General features: G+C 75.0%; 1 protein-coding gene. It reads left to right on the top strand.

The window, feature by feature from the left end; genetic code table 11:
* Positions 1-30: 30 nt before the first annotated feature.
* Positions 31-21864, top strand: a complete 21834-nt coding sequence (locus ACGFYU_RS20610; RefSeq protein ID WP_393828726.1) for a non-ribosomal peptide synthase/polyketide synthase — start codon at positions 31-33, stop codon at positions 21862-21864.
* The last annotated feature ends 11 nt before the right edge of the window (positions 21865-21875 follow it).

Below are 21875 nucleotides of genomic sequence, written 5' to 3'. Positions count from 1 at the left end.
CATTCTCGGACACGCCAATGCCTCGAATGTATGGGTGGGTTGACTGTGTCTGAACACCGGATTGCTCGCGAGTCGGTTACCTCTGCTCAACTGGGTGTCTGGGTGGCACAGCAGCTCGATCCCGACAGCCCGCAGTACAACTGCGGCGCCGCCTTCGAGATCCGCGGCCCGCTCGACCCCGAGCTCCTCGCGCGCGCCGTACGGCAGGCCGTGGCCGAGACGCAGGCCCTGCACGCCCGTTTCGCCGAGGACGGGGACCGCGTCGTCCAGTACCTCGACCCGGCCACCCCGGCCCCCCTGCACCTCACGGACCTCAGGGGCGAGAGCGACCCCGACGCGGCCGCCCGCGCCCTGATGGACGAGAACCTCGCCACCCCCGTGGACCTCGGCGCCGGCGGGGGAGCCCTCTTCGAGCACGCCCTCCACACCCTGGCCGAGGACCGCTCCCTCTTCTACTTCCGCTACCACCACGCCGTCATGGACGGCTACGGCCAGTACCTGCACTGCAAGCGGATCGCCGACCTCTACACCGCCTTCGCCGCCGGCCGCGAGCCCGAGCCCGGCCGGTTCCGGCCGCTCGCCGTGCTGCTGGACGAGGACCGCGCCTACCGCGAGAGCCCCCGCTACGCCCGCGACCGCGCCCACTGGCTCGACGCCTTCCGCGACGCCCCCGAGCCCGCCCTCCTCACCGGCCGCTCCGCCGCCCCCGCCGACCGGGCCCTGCGCCGTACCGAGGAGCTCCCGGCCGAACGCGTCGCGCCGGTGACCGCCGCCGGACGCTGGTCCACCGCCGTCATCGCGGCCGTCGCCGCCTACCTGCACCGCCTCACCTCGGCCGCCGACGTGGTCATCGGCCTGCCCGTCACCGGGCGTGCCACCCCGGCGGCCCTGTCCACCCCGGCCATGCTCGCGGGCGAACTGCCGCTGCGCGTCGAGGTCCGCCCTGAGAGCACGTACGCCGACCTGATCGCCCAGGTCACCCGCCGGGTCGGCGAGCTGATGAAGGCCCAGCGCTACCGCGCCGGCGAGGACGACACCGCCTTCACGGGTGCGGGCCGCCCGATCGGCTCGGTCCTCGTCAACATCATGTCCTTCGGCCAGGACGTCCACTTCGGCGACCTGGAGACCACCGGCCGGCCGCTGTGGACCGGCCCGGTCCACGACCTGTCGGTGCTCGCGCACGGGGACCCGACGGGGCGCGCCGGCGTCTCGTTCGAGTTCAGCGCCAACCCGGAGCTGTACGACGCCACCGAACTCGCCCGCCACCAGGAGCGGTTCCTCGCGTTCCTGGACACCCTCGCCGCCGACCCGGACCTGCCGGTCGGGCGGGTGGACGTGCTGGGGGCGGGGGAGCGGGGGCAGCTTCTCGACACCTGGAACGCGACCGCCCGCGAGCTGCCGTCGGGCGATGTGGTCGGGTTGTTCGCGTCCCGGGCGGCTGGTGTGCCGGAGGCCACCGCTGTGGTGTCGGGTGAGGTCTCGTACTCGTACGGGGAGTTGGACCAGGCCTCCAACCGTCTCGCGCGGTGGCTGCGTGAGCAGGGTGCGGGGCCGGAGCGGCTGGTTGCCGTGACGCTGCCGCGTTCGGCCGATCTGGTCGTCGCGTTGGTGGCCGTGTTGAAGTCGGGTGCGGCGTACGTGCCGATCGACCCGGAGTATCCGGCGGACCGTATCGCCTACATGCTGGAGGACGCGGCTCCGGCGGTCGTCCTGGACGAGCTGCCCGACACCTCTTCGTACTCTGCCGAGGCCTTGGACCTGGTCGTTTCGGCGGATGCTCCGGCGTACGTGATCTACACGTCGGGTTCGACGGGTCGCCCGAAGGGCGTGGTCGTGCCGCGTGGCGCGCTGCTGAACTTCCTCACGGGCATGGAGGACCGCTTCGGGCTGGGTGCCGAGGACCGTCTGCTGGCGGTGACCACCGTGGCCTTCGACATCGCGGGCCTGGAGCTGTACCTGCCGCTGCTGAACGGCGCTTCCGTCGTCCTCGCCGACCGGGACGAGGTCCGGGACCCCGATGCCCTGCGTGCCCTGATCGAGAGCCGTGCGATCACGGTCATGCAGGCCACCCCGAGCCTGTGGCGTTACGTGGACCCCTCCGTGCTGGGCCAGGTGCGCGTCCTGGCGGGTGGTGAGGCGCTGCCGTCCGATTTGGCGGCGCAGCTGACCGGGCACGCGGCCGCCGTTACGAACCTCTACGGGCCGACGGAGACCACCATCTGGTCCACGGCCTACGAGGTCACCTCGTCCGACGTCACCATCGGCCGGCCGATCACCAACACCCAGGTCTACGTCCTGGACTCCGGTCTGCAGCCCGTCCCCGCCGGTTCGGTGGGTGAGCTGTACATCGCGGGTCATGGTCTGGCGCGCGGCTATCTGAAGCGGCCGGGTCTGTCCGCCGAGCGGTTCGTGGCGAACCCGTACGGCCCGTCCGGCTCGCGGATGTACCGCACGGGCGACCTCGTGCGCTGGACCCCCGACGGAGAGCTGGACTACCTGTCCCGGGTGGACCAGCAGGTCAAGCTGCGCGGTCACCGCATCGAGCTGGGTGAGATCGAGTCGGTGCTCGCCGCGCACCCCTCCGTGGCCCGCGCGGCCGCGCTCGTACGGGAGGACACCCCTGGCGACAAGAGGCTCGTCGCCTACCTCGTGCCCGCCGACGCGGCCCCGGTGGACACCGTCGCCGTCCGTGCGCACGCGGCCGCCGAACTCCCCGACTACATGCTCCCGTCGGCCTTCGTCACCCTCGAAGCCCTCCCCCTCACCCCCAACGGCAAGCTCGACCGCCGCGCCCTCCCCGCGCCCGCGTACGAGACCGAGACCCAGGGCCGCATCCCCCGTACCGAGCGCGAGGCCCTCCTCTGCGGCCTGTTCGCCGAGGTCCTCGGGCTGGAGGCCGCCTCCGTCTCCATCGACGACGACTTCTTCGCGCGGGGCGGTCACTCCCTCCTCGTCACCCGCCTGATCAGCCGGCTCCGGCGGCACGGCATCGCCGCCACCGCACGCGAGGTCTTCGACCTGCGGACCGTCGCCGCCCTCGCCCCGGCCCTCGGCGCCCACACCGACACCCGCGACCGCGCGTACCCCGTCCCCGCCCCGCTCCCGCAGCACGAGCTGGCCCGCCTGCACGCGGCCGACCCCGGTATCGCGGACGTGCTGCCCGTCACCCCGCTCCAGGAGGGGCTGCTGGCCCACGCCGCCACCGAGGCGCACGACGTGTACACCGTGCAGATCGTCCTCGACCTGGTCGGGAGCGTCGACGCCGACGCCCTCCGGGCGGCCGCCGGGCAGCTCATCGACCGCCACGCCGCCCTGCGCACCGGCTTCCGGCACGAGGGCCTCAGCCGCCCCGTCCAGATCGTCGCCGGCGCCGTCGAACTGCCCTGGCGGGAGCTGCACGCCGCCGACGGGAGTGCGTTCGAGGACGCGCTGCGCGCCGACCGCGCCGAGCCGTTCGACCTGACCCGGCCCCCGCTGATCCGCTTCACCCTGCTCAGCGGGACGGCGACCGAGCGCTTCCGGCTGGTCATCACCCACCACCACCTCCTGCTCGACGGCTGGTCCCTGCCGGTGCTGGTCCGCGAGCTGCTGGAGCTGTACGGCGGTACCGCCTCCGCCGGCCTCCCTGCCGTCCGCCCGTACCGCGACCACCTCGGCTGGCTCGCCGCCCAGGACCAGGAGGCCGCCCTCGACGCCTGGCGCGAGGCCCTGGCCGGACTGGACGAGCCGACCCGCGTCGGCGCCGGACTCGCGCCCCGGGCCCCGGGACGGTTCCCCTTCACCCTGACCGGGCCGGAGACCGCCGCACTCGCCGACCGCGCCCGCGCGCTCGGCGTCACGGTCAACTCCCTCGTGCAGGGTGCCTGGTCGCTGGTCCTGTCCCAGTGGACCGGGCGCGACGACATCGTCTTCGGCACCACCGTCGCCGGACGCCCCGCCGAGCTCGACGGCGTGGAGCAGTCGGTCGGCCTGTTCATCAACACCGTGCCGCAGCGCGTGCGGCTGCGGGCCGGGGAGACCGTCGGCGAGCTGGGCATACGGATCCAGCGCGAGCAGACCGCGACCCTCGGACACCAGCACATCGCGCTCGCCGACATCCAGCGGACCGCCGGGGTCGGTGAACTCTTCGACACCCTCGTCCTCTTCGAGAGCTACCCCCTGGACGCGGCGGCCATCGACGCGGCCGCCGGCGCGGGCGGGCTGCGCGTCACCGGCGCGGAGGTGCGGGACGCCACCCACTACCCGGTGACCCTGGTGATCACCCCGGGCGAGCGGCTGGACTGCCGGCTCGACTACCACCCCGGCCAGTTCACTGCCGAGGACGCCGAGCACATCGCGGCCCGCTTCACCCGCGCCCTGACGGCCGCCCCCGGGCAGCCGGTGGGCCGGGCGGAGCTGCTGGGGGCGGGGGAGCGGGAGCAGGTGCTCCACGGGTGGAACGCGACCGCGCGTGCCCTGCCGTCCGGCGACGTGGTCTCCCTCTTCGAGGTCCGGGCGGCCGGTGCGCCGGATGCGGTGGCCGTGCTGTCGGGTGAGGTCTCGTACGGGTATGCCGAGCTGGACGCGGCGTCGAACCGTCTCGCCCGTTGGCTGGTCGGCCAGGGCGCGGGTCCCGAGGGCCTCGTCGCCGTGACGCTGCCGCGTTCGGCCGATCTGGTCGTCGCGTTGCTGGCGGTGCTGAAGTCGGGTGCGGCGTACGTGCCGATCGACCCGGAGTACCCGGCGGACCGTATCGCCTACATGCTGGAGGACGCGGCCCCGGCCGTGGTCCTGGAGGAGCTGCCGGACGTCTCCGGCTACTCGGCCGAGGCCCTGTCCGTGACGGTCCCGGCGGACGCTCCCGCGTACGTGATCTACACCTCCGGCTCGACGGGTCGCCCGAAGGGCGTGGTCGTGCCGCGCGGCGCCCTCCTGAACTTCCTCACGGGCATGCAGGACCACTTCGGGCTGGGTGCCGAGGACCGTCTGCTGGCGGTGACCACCGTGGCCTTCGACATCGCGGGCCTGGAGCTGTACCTGCCGCTGCTGAACGGCGCTTCCGTCGTGCTCGCCGACCGGGACGAGGTCCGCGAGCCGGAGGCTCTGCGTGCCCTGATCGAGAGCCGCGGGATCACGGTCATGCAGGCCACCCCGAGCCTGTGGCGTTACGTGGACCCGGCCGCCCTGCGCGGCGTACGCGTCCTGGCGGGTGGTGAGGCGCTGCCGTCCGATCTGGCGGCGCAGCTGGCCGGGCACGCGGCGTCCGTGACGAACCTGTACGGGCCGACGGAGACGACCATCTGGTCCACGGCCACCGAGGTGACGTCCGCCGAGGTCACCATCGGCCGGCCGATCGCCAACACCCAGGTCTACGTGCTCGACGCGTCCCTCCGGCCCGTTCCGGCCGGGGTCGCGGGAGAGCTCTACATCGCGGGCACCGGCCTCGCCCGCGGCTACCTCAACCGGCCCGGCCTCTCCGCCGAACGCTTCGTGGCGAACCCGTACGGCCCGTCCGGCTCGCGGATGTACCGCACCGGCGACCTCGTGCGCTGGACCGCCGACGGCCGTCTCGACTACCTGTCCCGGGTGGACCAGCAGGTCAAGCTGCGCGGTCACCGCATCGAGCTGGGTGAGATCGAGTCGGTGCTCGCCGTGCACCCCTCCGTGGCCCGCGCGGCCGCGCTCGTACGGGAGGACACCCCTGGCGACAAGAGGCTCGTCGCCTACCTCGTGCCCGCCGACGCGGCCCCGGTGGACACCGTCGCCGTCCGTGCGCACGCGGCCGCCGAACTCCCCGACTACATGCTCCCGTCGGCCTTCGTCACCCTCGAAGCCCTCCCCCTCACCCCCAACGGCAAGCTCGACCGCCGCGCCTTCCCCGCCCCGGACCAGCAGCGCCCGACCGCCGGCCGGGCCCCCCGTACCGACCGCGAGCGGCTGCTCTGCGACCTGTTCGCCGAGGTGCTGCGGGTCGACGGGGTCTGCGCCGACGCCGACTTCTTCGACCTCGGCGGCGACAGCGTGCTGTCCTTCCGGCTCCTCAGCGGTGCCCGCGCCGCCGGACTCGGCTTCACCGCCCGCGACGTCCTCACGCACCGGACGCCCGCCGCCCTCGCCGGCGTCGCCGCGAGCGTCGTCGAGCCGGCGGAGTACGAGATTCCCGCTCCGCTGCCCGAGGCCGAACTGAAGGCCCTCGCGGTCGCCGAGCCCGACCTCACCGACATCCTCCCCCTGTCTCCCGCCGCCGAAGGGCTGCTCTTCCACGCCCTCTACGACGACGGCGGCGAGGAGGGCGACAGCGACGGCGACGTCTACACCATCCAGGTCTCCCTGACCCTCTCCGGCGACCTCGACCTCCCGCGGATGCGGTCCGCCGCCGAAGCCCTCCTCGACCGGCACCCCGCCCTGCGCACCGGCTTCCGGCACGAGGGCCTCAGCCGCCCCGTCCAGATCGTCGCCGGCGCCGTCGAACTGCCCTGGCGCGAGCACGACCTCACCGTCTCCGCCACCGGCGGGCCGACCGCCGTCACCTCCGGGGCCCTCGACCTGCTCCTCGCCGCCGACCGCGCCGAGCGCTTCGACCCCGCCCGCCCGCCGCTCGTCCGCTTCACCCTGCTGCGGCTGCGCGAGGACACCTGGCAGCTCGTCATGACCGTGCACCACCTGGTGCTGGACGGCTGGTCGGTGCCCGTACTGGTCCGCGAGCTGCTCGCGCTGTACGCGGACCCGGCCGCCGCGCTGGGCGACGTACGCCCCTACCGCGACTACCTGGGCCACCTCGCCGCCCAGGACCCGGAGCCGGCCCGCGCCGCCTGGGACGCGGCGCTCGACTCCCTCTCCGGGCCCACCCGCATGGGCGCGGACACCGCCGGGACCTCCGGCCGCCCCGCCGCCCCGGTGCGCACCCCCTTCGCGCTCACCGCCGACGACACCGCCCTCCTCCACCGCACCGCACGGGCGCTCGGCGTCACCCCCAGCACCCTCGTCCAGACCGCCTGGGCGCTGACCCTGGCCGGCCGCACGGGACGCGAGGACGTGGTCTTCGGCGCGACGGTCTCCGCGCGCCCGGCCGAACTGCCCGGCTCCGGCGACATGGTGGGCCTGTTCATCAACACGCTGCCGCTGCGCGCCCGGCTCGACTCCGCCGAGACCCTCGGCGACCTCGCCCGGCGCATCCAGGACGAGCAGTCCGGGCTGCTGGAACACCAGCACCTCGGGCTCGCCGAGATCCAGCGGCGGACCGGCCGGGGCGAACTCTTCGACACCTCGGTCGTCTTCGAGAACTTCCCGCTCGACGCGGCCGCCGTCGACGGCGCCGCCGCGCAGGGGGGACTTCGGGTCGTCGGCGCCGACGTACGCGACGCCACGCACTTCGCGCTGAGCCTGACCGCCTTCCCCGCCGAGGACCACCTGGCCTTCCGGCTCGACCACCGGCCCGACCTGGTCGACGCCGAGCGGGCGGTCGGGGTGCTGGAGGCCTTCCGGCACACCCTCGCGGACCTGGTCACCCGGCCGGAGCTGCCGACCGGACGGCGCGGCACGGTCTCGCCCGCCGAGTACGCCGAGGCCGTCGTCCACGGCCAGGGCGCCCTGCACGCCTTCCCGGCGGCCCCGCTGCCCGAGCTGTTCCGGGCGCAGGTGGCGCGCACGCCGCGGGCCCCGGCGCTGGTGTTCGAGGGCGAGACGCTCTCGTACGCGGAGCTGGACGCGCGGGCGAACCGGCTCGCCCACTGGCTGATCGGCCGGGGCGTGGGCCCGGAGCAGCGGGTGGCCGTGGCCCTGCCGAGGTCCCTCGACCTCGTGACCGCCCTCTACGCGGTGCACAAGGCCGGCGGGGCGTACGTGCCCGTCGACCCGGGATATCCGGCGGAGCGCATCGCCTACCTGCTGGAGGACTCCGGCGCCTCGGTGGTCCTGACCGAACTCCCCGACCTGTCCGGCCTGCCGGACACCGACCCGGGCGTGCCGGTCTCCGGCTCGCACCCGGCGTACGTGATCTACACCTCGGGTTCGACGGGCCGCCCGAAGGGCGTCGTCGTCCCGCACGAGGCGATCGTGAACCGGCTGGCGTGGATGCAGGCCGAGTACGGGCTCCAGCCCGGCGAGCGGGTCCTGCAGAAGACCCCGTCCGGCTTCGACGTCTCCGTCTGGGAGTTCTTCTGGCCGCTCATCGAGGGCGCCACGCTCGTCGTGGCCGCCCCCGAGGGCCACAAGGACCCCGCCTACCTCGCCGAGCTGATCCGCGCCGAGGACATCACGACCGTCCACTTCGTGCCCTCGATGCTGCAGGTCTTCGTCCAGGAGGAGTCGGCCGCCCTGTGCACGGGGCTGCGCCGGGTCATCTGCAGCGGCGAGGCACTCTCCCGCGAACTGACCGACCGCTTCCGGCAGCTGCTGCCGGGCACCGGCCTGCACAACCTGTACGGCCCCACCGAGGCCGCCGTCGACGTCACCTCCTGGGAGTGCACCGCCGACGACGGCCGGGGCGCCGTCCCCATCGGCCGCCCCATCTGGAACATCGACGTCTACGTCCTGGACGCTGCCCTGCGCCCCGTGCCCGCCGGCGTCGAGGGCGAGCTCTACCTCGCCGGCACCGGCCTCGCCCGCGGCTACCTCAAGCGGCCCGGCCTGTCCGCCGAACGGTTCGTCGCGAACCCCTACGGCCCGTCCGGCTCCCGCATGTACCGCACCGGCGACCTCGCCCGGCGCCGCGCCGACGGGGCCGTCGACTACCTCGGCCGCGCCGACGACCAGGTCAAGCTCAACGGGCTGCGCATCGAGCTCGGCGAGATCCAGGCCGCGCTCGCCGAGCACCCCGGGCTCGCCTGGAACACCGTCGTCGTCCGCGAGGACCGGCCGGGCGACAAGCGCCTGGTCGCCTACACCGTGCCCGCCCCCGACGCCGACCCCGCCACCGTCGCCCCCGAGGCGCTGCGCGAGCACCTGCGCGCCGGGCTGCCCGAGTTCATGGTCCCCGCCGCCTTCGTCACCCTCGACGCCCTGCCCGTCACCCCCAACGGCAAGCTGGACCGCCGTGCCCTGCCCGCCCCCGACTGGACCGGCGGAGCCGCCTCCGGCGCCGGCCGGGCCCCGGCCACCCCGCTCGAAGAGCAGCTGTGCGCCCTGTTCGCGGAGGCGCTCGGCACGGCCGGCGTCTGCGTCGACGACGACTTCTTCGACCGGGGCGGCGACAGCATCGTCTCCATCCAGCTCGTCGGCCGAGCCCGCCGCGCGGGCCTCGCGCTGACCCCCCGCCAGGTCTTCGAGCACCGTACGGTGTCCGCGCTCGCCGCCGCCCTGGCGCTCGCCCCGGCCGCCGTCTCCGCGGCCCCGGCCGCCGAGGCGCCGGGCGCCGGCCTCGGCGAGGTCACCGCCACGCCGATCGTGCACTGGCTGGCCGAACGCGGCGGCTCCTACGAGGGGTTCAACCAGTCCGCCGTGCTGCGCACCCCCGCCGGGCTCACCGGGGAGGCCCTCACCGCCGCGCTGCAGACCCTCCTCGACCGGCACGACGCCCTGCGCCTCACCCTGTCCGCCGGTCCGCGGCTCACCGTCCCCGCCCCCGGCGGCGTCGACGCCGCCGGTGTGCTGCGCCGCGTCGACGCCGCCGGCCTGTCCGAAGCCGCCCTCGACGAGCGCACCACCGCCGAGGGCGAGGCGGCCCGCGACCGGCTCGCCCCCGCCGAGGGGCGCATGCTGCAGGCCGTCTGGTTCGACCGGGGCGAGGACGCACCCGGCCGGCTGCTCCTGGTCGTCCACCACCTGTCCGTCGACGGGGTGTCCTGGCGCATCCTCGGCGAGGACCTCGCCGAAGCCGTACGCGGCGGCCCGGAGCCGGCCCTCCCCGCCACCTCCCCGCGCCGCTGGGCGGCCGGGCTGGCCGAGGCCGCCCGCACGCCCGCCGTCCGCGCCGAACTGCCGTACTGGACACGGACCCTGGGGGCTCCCGAGGCCCCCCTCGGCGGCCGGGCCCTCGACCCCGCCCGCGACACCCACGCCACCGCCGGGCACCTGGAGCTGACCCTCCCCGCCGACCTCACCGAGGCGCTGCTCACCACCGCCCCGGCGGCCTTCCACACCGGCGTCGAGGACGTCCTGCTCGCCGCCTTCGCCCCGGCCGCCCGCCACTGGCTCGGCGGCGAGGCGACCGGCGCCGCGGCCCCGCTGCTGCACGTCGAGGGCCACGGCCGCCGGGAGGAACTCGTCCCGGGCGCCGACCTGTCCCGCACCGTCGGCTGGTTCACCTCCCTCCACCCGGTCCGGCTCGACCCCGGCCCGTACACGTGGGCGGAGATCCTGTCCGCCGGTCCCGCCGCCGGGGCCGCCCTCAAGCACGTCAAGGAGCAGCTGCGCGCCGTCCCCGGCGGCGGCCTCGGCTACGGCCTGCTCCGCCACCTCGACCCGGAGAGCTCCGGAGCCTTCACCGGCCTCGCCACCCCGCAGATCGGTTTCAACTACCTGGGCCGGATGACCGTCTCCGCCGCCGACGACTGGTCCCTGCTGGGGCACCCCGGCGCCGGCCAGGACCCCCGGCTGCCGCTCGCGCACGCCGTCGAGGTCAACGCCGTCACCCACGACACCGACGCCGGGCCCCGCCTCGTCGCCCACTGGACCTGGGCGGACGGCCTGCTCGGCGCCGACCGGGTCCGCGAGCTCGCCGAGGCCTGGTTCGCCGCCCTGCGGGCCCTGGCCGAGCACGCCCGGGGGCCCGCCGCGGGCGGGCACACCCCGTCCGACTTCCCGCTCGTCCCGGGCCTCTCGCAGGCCGACGTCGACACCCTCGAAGCCGCCGGGCCCCCGGCCGACGTACTGCCGCTGACGCCCCTCCAGGACGGGCTGTTCTTCCACAGCCTGTACGACACCGAGGGCGCCGACCCGTACGTCACCCAGCTCGCCCTGGACCTCGACGGGGACCTCGACACCGCCCGGCTGCGCGCCGCCGCGGTCCTCCTCACCGAACGGCACACCGCGCTGCGCGCCGCCTTCGTCCGCGGCGCCTCCGGACAGCCCCTCCAGGTCGTCGCCGACCGGGTCGAACTGCCGTGGCGCGAGCTGGACCTTACCGGCCTGCCCGCCGCCGACCGGGACGCGGCCGCCGACCGGGCGGCCGAGCAGGAGCGCACCGAGCGCTTCGACCCCGCCCGGCCGCCGCTGCTGCGCTACCTCCTCGCCGACCTCGGCGACGGCCGCCGACGGCTCGTGCAGACCGCCCACCACCTGGTCACCGACGGCTGGTCGGTCTCCCTGCTGGTGCGCGAACTGCTGGAGCTGTACGGCGGGCACCCGGCGCTGCCCGCCGCCCGCCCGTACCGCGACCACCTGCGCCTGCTGGCCGCCCGCGACCGGGACGCGGCCCGCGCCGCCTGGCGGGAGGCCCTCGCCGGCTTCGAGGAGCCCACCCGCGCGGCCACCGCCTCCACGGAAGCGGCCGACGGCCCCGCCGCCCTGCCCGAACTGATCGACCTGACCCTGCCCGAGGCCACCGGTACCGTCCTGGCCGCGGCGGCCCGTACCCTCGGCGTCACCCTCAACACCCTCGTCCAGGCCGCCTGGGCGCTCGTCCTCGGCCAGGCCACCGGCCGCGACGACGTCGCCTTCGGCATCACCGTCTCCGGCCGCCCCGCCGACCTGCCCGGCGCCGACGAGATGGTGGGCCTGTTCATCAACACCCTGCCGCTGCGCGTCCGCCTGGACGCCGCCGCGTCCCTCGGCGACCTCGCCCGCCGCATCCAGGACGGGCAGGTCGCCCTCCTGGACCACCATCACCTCGGCCTCGCCGAGATCCAGTCCCTCGCGGGCATCGGGGATCTCTTCGACACCTCCATGGTGTTCGAGAACTACCCGCTGGACCCCGAGGCGCTGCGCACCCTCGCCGACCGCTCCGGGCTGCCCGTCACCGGCGCGAGCAGCTGGGACGCGACGCACTTCGCGCTGTCCCTGATGGCGGTGCCCGAGCCCGACGGCGCCCTGGCCCTGCGCATCGGCCACCGCCCCGACCTGCTCGACGCGGCCGCCGCCGGCCGGATCGCCGACCGGCTCGTCCGCGCCCTGGAGGCGTTCGCCGCCGACCCCTCGCTGCCGCCGGCCCGCCTCGACCTGCTGGCCCCGTCCGAGCGCCACCGCGTCCTCACCGAGTGGAACGACTCGGCGCGCGAACTGCCCACCGGCACCTGGCCGGAGCTGTTCGAGGCCCAGGTGGCCCGTACGCCGGACGCCGAGGCCGTCGCCTTCGAGGGCGAGGTGCTCACCTACGCCGGGCTGAACGCCCGCGCCAACCGGCTCGCCCGGCTCCTCGTGGACCGGGGGGTGGGCGCCGAGAGCTTCGTCGCCGTCTCGCTGCCCCGCTCCGCCGACCTGGTCGTCGCGATCACCGCCGTCCTCAAGGCGGGCGGCGCCTACCTGCCCGTCGACCCCGCCTACCCGGCCGACCGCATCGCCTACATGCTCGACGACGCCCGGCCCGTCCTCACCCTCGACGCGGCCACCCTGCCCGCCGCCGAAGCCGAGGCCGAGGCCGCCGGCCTGTCCGGCGCCGACCTCGGCACGGCGATCTCCGCCGCGCACCCCGCGTACGTCATCTACACCTCCGGCTCGACGGGCCGCCCCAAGGGCGTCGTCGTCACCCACGCGGGCATCCCCAGCCTCGCCCACGGCCAGATCGACGTCTTCGACGTCACCCCCGGCAGCCGGGTCCTGCAGTTCGCCTCGCCCAGCTTCGACGCCGCCTTCTCCGAGCTCTGCATGACCCTGCTCTCCGGGTCCTGCCTGGTGCTGGCCCCGCAGGAGCGGCTGCTGCCCGGCCCGGCGCTGGCCGCGCTCGTCGCCGAGCAGCGCGTCACCCACGTCACCCTGCCGCCCTCCGCGCTGCCCGTCCTCGCCGACGGAGACCTGCACGGCGTACGCAGCCTCGTCGTCGCGGGCGAGCTGTGCGCCCCCGACCAGGTGGGCCGCTGGTCCGCAGGCCGCCGCATGATCAACGCGTACGGTCCGACGGAGTCCACCGTCTGCGCCACCATGAGCGATCCGCTGTCCGGCGCGGTCGTCCCGCCCATCGGCCGGCCCATCGCCAACACCCGCATGTACGTACTGGACCCGGCGCTGCGCCCGGCCCCCGCCGGGGTCACCGGCGACCTGTACATCGCGGGCGCGGGCCTGGCCCGCGGCTACCTGCACCGGCCCGGCCTGTCCGCCGACCGGTTCGTCGCCGACCCGTACGGCCCGGCCGGCTCCCGCATGTACCGCACCGGCGACGTCGGCCGCTGGACCGAGGACGGCGAGCTGGAGTTCACCGGCCGCAGCGACACCCAGGTCAAGGTACGCGGCTTCCGCGTGGAGCCCGGCGAGATCGAGGCCGTCCTCGCCGCCCACCCCGCCATAGCCCGCGCCGCCGTGATCGTCCGCGAGGACCGGCCCGGCGACAAGAGGCTCGTCGCCTACGCCGTCCCGCTCGCCGGGGCCGCCGCCCCGGCCCCCGCCGCGCTGCGCGCCCACGTCGGCTCGCACCTGCCGGAGCACATGGTGCCCGCGGCCGTCGTCCTCCTCGACGAGCTGCCGCTGACCCCCAACGGCAAACTGGACCGCAGGGCGCTGCCCGCCCCCGACTTCGGCGGCGCGGGCAGCGGCCGGGCCCCGCGCTCCCCGCAGGAGGCGATCCTCGCCGACCTGTTCGCGGAGGTCCTCGGTCTCGACGCCGTCTCCGTCGACGACGGCTTCTTCGACCTGGGCGGGCACTCCCTGCTCGCCACCCGCCTCGTCAACCGGATCCGGTCCGTCTTCGGCGCCGAACTCCCCGTCCGCCAGCTGTTCGAGACGCCCACCGTGGCCGGACTCGCCCCGCACGCCGTGCCCGGCGCCGTCCGGGCGGCCCTCGCCCCCGCGGCGCGGCCCGAGCGGATCCCGCTGTCCTTCGCGCAGCAGCGGCTGTGGTTCCTCAACCAGTTCGAGGGACCGAGCCCCACCTACAACGTGCCGGCCGCGCTCCGGCTCACCGGCAGCGTCGACCGCGCGGCCCTCACCGCCGCCCTGGCCGACCTCGTCACCCGCCACGAGTCCCTGCGCACCGTATTCGCCGAGGACGCCGACGGCGCCCACCAGGTCGTCCTCGACCCGGCCGCCGCCGTCGTCGTGCCCGAGCTCGTCACCACCACCGAAGCCGCGCTGCCCGAGGCCCTCGCGGCCGCCGCCGCCCACGGCTTCGACCTGTCCGCCGAACCGCCCCTGGCCGTCACCCTCTTCGACCTGGGCGAGCGGGACGGCGTACGGGAGCACGTGCTGCTGATCCTGCTGCACCACATCGCGGGCGACGGCGGCTCGATGGGCCCCCTGGCCCGCGACCTGGCCACCGCCTACGCGGCCCGGGTGTCGGGGGCCGAGCCGGGTTGGGCTCCGCTGCCGGTGCAGTACGCGGACTACTCGCTGTGGCAGCGGGAGCTGCTGGGTTCGGAGGACGACGCCGAGAGTGTGGTCGCGGCGCAGTTGGCGTTCTGGAAGGAGCGGCTGGCCGGGCTTCCGGAGGAGTTGGTTTTGCCGGTGGACCGGCCGCGTCCGGCCGTGGCTTCGTACCGGGGTGGTTCGGTGTCCTTCGAGGTCCCGGCGGTGGTGCACGCCCGGCTGGAGGAGGTGGCCCGTGCGCATGGCGCGAGCCCCTTCATGGTCGCGCAGGCGGCCCTGGCGACCCTGCTGTACCAGTTGGGTGCGGGTGAGGACGTCGCGATCGGTACGCCGGTCGCGGGGCGTACGGACGACGCGCTGGAGGACCTGGTCGGGTTCTTCGTGAACACCCTGGTCCTGCGGACGGATCTGTCCGGGGATCCGACCTTCGCCGAGCTGCTGGCCCGCGTACGGGAGGCGGACCTGGCCGCGTACGGGAACCAGGACGTGCCCTTCGAGCGCCTGGTGGAAGTCCTCAACCCGGCCCGATCGATGGCCCGCCACCCCCTCTTCCAGACCGTTCTCACCTGGAACGGCGGCGACGACCAGCGCGCCGCCCTGACCGCCCTCGACGGGCTGCCCGGCCTGGCCGCGGCCCCCGAGCCCGCCGCCACCGGCGTCGCCAAGTTCGACCTCGTGCTGCACCTCACCGCCCGGCCCGCCACCGACGGCGCCCCCGCCGGAGTCGACGGCACCCTCGAATACGCCGTCGACCTCTTCGACCCCGAGAGCGCGGTCACCCTCACCGAACGCTTCGTCCGCGTCCTCGACGCCCTGCTCGCCCGCCCCGACCTGCCCGTCGCCACCGCCGAGATCCTCGGCGACACCGAACGCACCACCATCCTCACCGCGTGGAACGGCACCCTCGCCGAGACGGCCGACGACACCACCCTGCCCGCCCTCTTCGAGGCCCGAGCCGCCGCCACCCCCGACGCGACCGCCCTCGTCTTCCAGGACGACCGCCTCACCTACGGCGAACTCAACGCCCGCGCCAACCGGATGGCCCGGCTGCTCGCCGCCCGCGGCGCCGGACCCGAGCAGTTCGTCGCCCTCGCCCTGCCCCGCTCCACCGACCTCGTCGTCGCCGTCCTCGCCGTCCTCAAGACCGGCGCCGCCTACGTCCCCGTCGACCCCGCCTACCCCGCCGACCGGATCGCCTTCCTGCTCACCGACTCCGACCCGGCCCTCGTCGTCTCCACCACCGAGACCGCGGGCCGGCTCGCCGCCGGCGGCCGGGCCGACCTGCGCTGGCTGCACCTGGACGACCCGGACACCGCCGCCGACCTCGCCGCCCGCCCCGACACCGACCTCGCCGCCCGCCCCGACACCGACCTCGCCGACACCGACCGGCGCGCCCCCCTCGCCCCCCTCCACCCCGCCTACGTCATCTACACCTCCGGCTCCACCGGCACCCCCAAGGGCGTCGTCGTCACCCACCGCAACGTCACCCGGCTGTTCACCGCCACCGACCACTGGTTCGGCTTCGGCCCCGACCAGGTGTGGACGCTCTTCCACTCCTACGCCTTCGACTTCTCCGTCTGGGAACTGTGGGGCCCGCTCCTGCACGGCGGCACCCTCGTCGTCGTCCCGCACGAGACCAGCCGCACCCCGGCCGGCTTCCTCAAGCTGCTCGCCGACGAGCGGGTCACCGTCCTCAACCAGACCCCGTCCGCCTTCTACCAGCTGATGCAGGCCGACGCCGAGGACCCCGACACCGGCCGCCGGCTCGCCCTGCGCCACGTCGTCTTCGGCGGTGAGGCACTCGAACCCGCCCGCCTGGAGGACTGGTACGCCCGGCACGCCGACGACGCCCCCGTCCTCGTCAACATGTACGGCATCACCGAGACGACCGTGCACGTCACCCACCGGGCCCTGGACGCCGCCACCGCCGCCGGCGCCCACCGCAGCCTCATCGGCACCGGCATCCCCGACCTGCGGATCTACGTCCTCGACCGGAGGCTGCGCCCCGTCGCGCCCGGCGTCACCGGCGAGATGTACGTGGCCGGGGCGGGCCTCGCCCGCGGCTACCTCGGCCGCCCCGGCCTGTCCGCGGGACGGTTCGTCGCCGACCCCTTCGGCCCCGCCGGAACCCGCATGTACCGCACCGGCGACCTCGCCCGCTGGGACCGCACCGGTGAACTGGAGTACCTCGGCCGGGCCGACGACCAGGTCAAGATCCGCGGCTTCCGCATCGAACTCGGCGAGATCCAGACCGCCCTGGCCGAACACCCGGCCATCGCCCAGGCCGCCGTCGTCGTCCGCGAGGACAGGCCCGGCGACAAGCAGCTCGTCGGCTACGTCGTCCCCGCCCGCGGCGCCGACCACCCCGAGGCGGCGGCCCTGCGCAAGCACCTCGCCGCCACCCTGCCCGACTACATGCTGCCCGCCGCCTTCGTCACCCTCGACGCGCTGCCCCTCACCGGCAACGGCAAACTGGACCGCCGGGCCCTGCCCGCCCCGCAGCGCACCGCCGCCGCGGCGGGCCGCGCCCCGCGCTCCCCGCAGGAACAGATCCTCTGCCAGATCTTCGCCGAGGTCCTCGCCGTGCCGTCCGTCTCCATCGACGACAGTTTCTTCGAGCTCGGCGGCCACTCCATCCTCGCCACCAAGCTCGCCGGGCGGATCCGCTCCGCCCTCGGCGCCGAACTCACCATCCGGCAGCTCTTCGAGGCCCCGACCGTCGCCGGCCTCGCCGGCTCCCTCACCGCCGCCGACACCCGGCCCGCCCTCACCGCCGACCCCGCCGGCCGGCCCGAACGGATCCCGCTCTCCGCCGCCCAGCGGCGCCTGTGGCTCATGCACGAGATGCAGGGCCCCAGCGCCACCTACAACATGCCCATGGGGCTGCGCCTGACCGGCGACCTCGACCGGGACGCCTTCGCCTCCGCGCTGCGCGACGTCACCGCCCGCCACGAATCCCTGCGCACCCTCTACGCGGCGGACGCCGACGGCGGCCGCCAGCTGATCCAGGACCCCGCCACCGCCCACCCGACCCTGACCTTCGAGGACACCACCGAGGAGGCCCTGCCCGCCGCACTCGCCGCGGCCGCCCGGCACGCCTTCGACCTCACCGCCGAACTCCCGATGCGCGCCTGGCTCTTCCGCACCGCGCCCGAGGAGCACGTGGCCCTGCTGCTCATCCACCACATCGCCGGCGACGGCTGGTCCCTGCCGCTGCTCGCCCGCGACCTGACCACCGCCTACGCAGCCCGCAGCAGCAACACGGCACCCGACTGGACGCCGCTGCCCGTCCAGTACGCCGACTACGCGCTGTGGCAGCACGAACAGCTCGGCGCCGAGGACGACGCGGACAGCCCGCTCGCCCGGCAGCAGGCCTACTGGAAGGAGACCCTCCAGGGCCTGCCCGAGCAGCTGGAGCTGCCCACCGACCGGCCCCGCCCGGCCACCACCGGACACGCCGGCGGCCGCATCGCGTTCCCCGTACCCGCCGAACTCCACCAGAAGATCACCGCGTTGGCGCGGGAGCGGCAGGCCAGCCCCTTCATGGTCGTGCACGCGGCCCTCGCGGCCCTCCTGCACCGGCTCGGCGCCGGCACCGACATCCCCATCGGCACCCCCATCGCGGGCCGCACCGACGACGCCGTCGGGGAGATCATCGGCTTCTTCGTCAACACCCTCGTCCTGCGCACCGACCTCTCCGGCGACCCGTCCTTCGGCGAACTCCTCGCCCGCGTCCGGGAGACCGACCTCGCCGCCTACGCCCACCAGGACGTCCCCTTCGAACGCCTCGTGGAGCTCCTCAACCCGGCCCGCTCGGCCGCCCGCCACCCGCTCTTCCAGGTCGCCCTCGGATTCGACACCGACCAGACCGGATCCTTCGCGGCCGCCCGTGCCCTGCCCGGCCTCACCGTCACCCCCGAGGTCCCCGACCTGGCCATCGCCAAGTTCGACCTGTCCTTCACCTTCGCCGACCGCTACGCCCCCGACGGAACCCCCGTCCCCGGCCTCGACGGCACCGTCGAGTACAGCGCCGACCTGTTCGACGCGGCCACCGCAGAACGCCTCGCCGAGAGGCTCGTACGGATGCTGGAGGCCGTCGTGGCGGCCCCCGACGCGCCCGTCGGCGAAGCCGACCTGCTCGGCGACGACCTGCGCGCCACGATGGTCCACGACTGGAACGACACCGCCCGCCCCCTCACCGACGACACCCTCGCCGCGCTCTTCGAGGAGCAGGCCGCCCGCACCCCCGGCGCCACCGCCGTGGTCTTCGGCGACACGGAACTGTCGTACGCCGGACTCAACGCGCGCGCCAACCGCCTCGCCCACCACCTGCGATCCCTGGGGACCCTGCCCGAATCCCGGATCGGCGTCCTCATGGACCGCTCCGCCGACCTCGTCGTCGCCCTCCTGGCCGTCGTCAAGGCGGGCGGCGCGTACGTACCGCTGAGCGCCTCCTACCCCGACGACCGGATGCGCTGGATCCTCACCGGCACCGGCGCCGACATCCTGCTCACCGACCGCGCCCAGGCCGCCCGCTCCGCCTCCCTGGGCCTGGACGGCCGGCTCCTCCTCGTCGACGACAGCCCCGGGACCGCCGCACACCCCGACACCGACCCGGCCCCGGCCGGCGGCCCGCAGCGCCTCGCGTACGTCATGTTCACCTCCGGCTCCACCGGCACCCCCAAGGGCGTCGCCGTCACCCACCGGGACGTCGCCGCGCTCGCCCGCGACCACCGCTGGTCCGGCGGCACCGTCGACCGGGTGCCGCTGCACTCCCCGCACGCCTGGGACGGCTCCACCTTCGAACTGTGGGCCCCCCTGCTGCACGGCGGCCGCGTCGTCGTCGCACCCCCCGGCGAACTCGACATCGAGTCCCTGCGCACCCTGATCACCGCCAACGGGATCACCTCCCTGTTCATGACCACCGGACTCTTCGGCGTCATGGCCCAGGAACACCCCGAGGCCTTCACCACCGTCCGCCAGGTGTGGACCGGCGGCGACATGGCCTCACCGGCCGCCATGCGCCGGGTCACCGAACACTGCCCCGACACCCGGGTCGTGCACGTCTACGGACCCACCGAGACCACCGTCTTCTCCACCTGCCACCCCGTCCCCGCCGCATCCCTCGACGGCAGCCCCACCACCGTCCCCATCGGCCGCCCCCTCGACAACATGCGGCACTACGTCCTCGACGCCGCCCTGCGCCCCGTCCCGCCCGGCGTCCCCGGCGAGCTGTACATCGGCGGCACCGGCGTCGCCCGCGGCTACTGGGGGCGCGCCGACCTCACCGCCGTACGGTTCGTCGCCGACCCGTACGGCCCCGCCGGCGGCCGGCTCTACCGCACCGGCGACGTGGTCCGCTGGACCGAGGACGGCCTCGTCGAGTTCGTCGGCCGCGCCGACGACCAGGTCAAGGTCCGCGGCTTCCGCATCGAGCTCGGCGAGATCGAGGCCGCGCTCACCGCCCACGCCGCCGTCCGCCGGGCCGTCGTCGTCGTCCGCCAGGACCGCCCCGGCGACAAGAAGCTCGTCGCCTACATCGTCACCGACGGCGCCCCCGCCCCCTACGACGCCCAGGACCTCGCCGCGCACCTCGCCACCGCCCTGCCCGACTACATGGTGCCCGCGGCCGTCGTCGAACTCCCCGAACTGCCCCTGACCAGCGTCGGAAAACTCGACCGCAGGGCCCTGCCCGTCCCCGACTACGGCCGGGGCGCCGGCACCGGCCGCGCCCCGCGCAACCGCCGCGAGGAGATCCTCTGCGGCCTGTTCGCCCAGATCCTCGGCCTCGAACAGGTCGGCATCGACGACGGGTTCTTCGACCTCGGCGGCGACAGCATCATGTCCATCCAGCTCGTCAGCCGCGCCCGCAAGGCCGGCCTGGTCCTCACCGCCCGGGACGTCTTCGTCCACCGCACGGTCGCCGAACTCGCCGCCGCCGTGTCCGAAGACCCCGCAGCCGAGGCAGAGGCCGCCGACGACCAGGGCACGGGCCCGCTGCCCGCCCTGCCCATCACCCACTGGCTCGCCGAACGCGGCGGCGACACCGACCGGTTCAGCCAGTCCACCGTGCTGCGCGTCCCCGGCCGGCTCGGCGAGGACGCCCTGCGCACCGCCGTACAGGCCGTCCTCGACCGGCACGACGCCCTGCGCATGAAGGTCACCCGCCCCGGGACCGGCACCACCGCGTGGGACTGCGAGATCCTGGAGGCCGGAGCCGTCGACGCCGCCGACTGCGTCCGCCGCGTGGACGCCGCCGGCCTCGACGACACGGCCCTGGAAGCCGCCTACACCGCCCTCGCCGACGAGACCGTGGGCCGCCTCGCACCCGCCGAGGCCCGCATGCTCCAGGCCCTGTGGCTGGACCGCGGCCCCGACACCGACGGCGTGCTGCTGCTCACCGTCAACCACCTCGTCGTCGACGGCGTCTCCTGGCGGATCCTGCTGCCCGACCTCCACGAGGCCTGGCAGGCCGCCGCCGCCGGCCAGGCCCCCGACCCGGCACCCGTCGGCACCTCCCTGCGCCGCTGGGCCCAGCGCCTCCAGGCCCAGGCCGCCACCCCCGAACGGGTCGCCGAGACCGCCCTGTGGACCGGCATGCTCCAGCCCTCCGAAGCCCTCATCGGCAGCGCCCCCCTCGACCCGGTCCGCGACACCCACGCCACCGCCGGACGCCTGGAGGTCACCCTCCCCGCCGACACCACCGAAACCCTGCTCACCACCGCCCCCGCCGCCTTCCACGCGGGCGTCGAGGACGTCCTGCTCACCGCCTTCGCCTGGGCGCTCGCCGAATGGCGGCCGGGCGCGGACACCGCCACCCTCGTCGACCTGGAGAGCCACGGCCGCGAGGAGGCGGCCGTCCCCGGCACCGACCTCACCCGCACCGTCGGCTGGTTCACCAGCATGTACCCCGTCCGCCTCGACCCCGGCCGGTTCGACCGCGCCGACGCCCGGCGCGGCGGAGCGGCCGCCGGAACCGTCCTCAAGCGCGTCAAGGAGCAGCTGCGGGAGATCCCCGACCACGGCCTCGGACACGGCCTGCTGCGCCACCTCAACCCGGAGACCGCCCGCGCCTTCGACTCCCTCTCCCGCCCCCAGATCGGCTTCAACTACCTCGGCAGGTTCGTCGAGGAAGCCGCCCCCGACAGCCCCGACGCCTGGACCGTCCACCCCGTGCTGCGCGCCCCGGCGGGCGAGTCCGAGCACACCCCGCTCGCCCACACCCTCGAACTCAACTCGTTCACCGCGGACGCCGGGAACGGCGACGGCCCCCGGCTCACGGCCGTCTGGACCTGGGCCGGCGAACTGCTCGACGTAGAAGTCGTAGAGGAGCTTGCCGAAGCCTTCTTCAGTGCGCTGCGTGCCCTCGCCGCCCACGCCGAACGACCCGACGCCGGCGGGCTCACCCCCTCCGACGTGGCGCTGGCCGAGATCACCCAGAGCGAGATCGAAGAGTTCGAAGACGCCATGGAATTCGAGTGGGAGACGTTGTGAGCCGACCGTCG

The organism is Streptomyces sp. NPDC048337 (assembly GCF_043201175.1).
GTDB lineage: Bacteria > Actinomycetota > Actinomycetes > Streptomycetales > Streptomycetaceae > Streptomyces.
The sequence above is the reverse complement of the archived record's forward strand: the minus strand, read 5'-3'. Positions and strand labels throughout refer to the sequence as shown.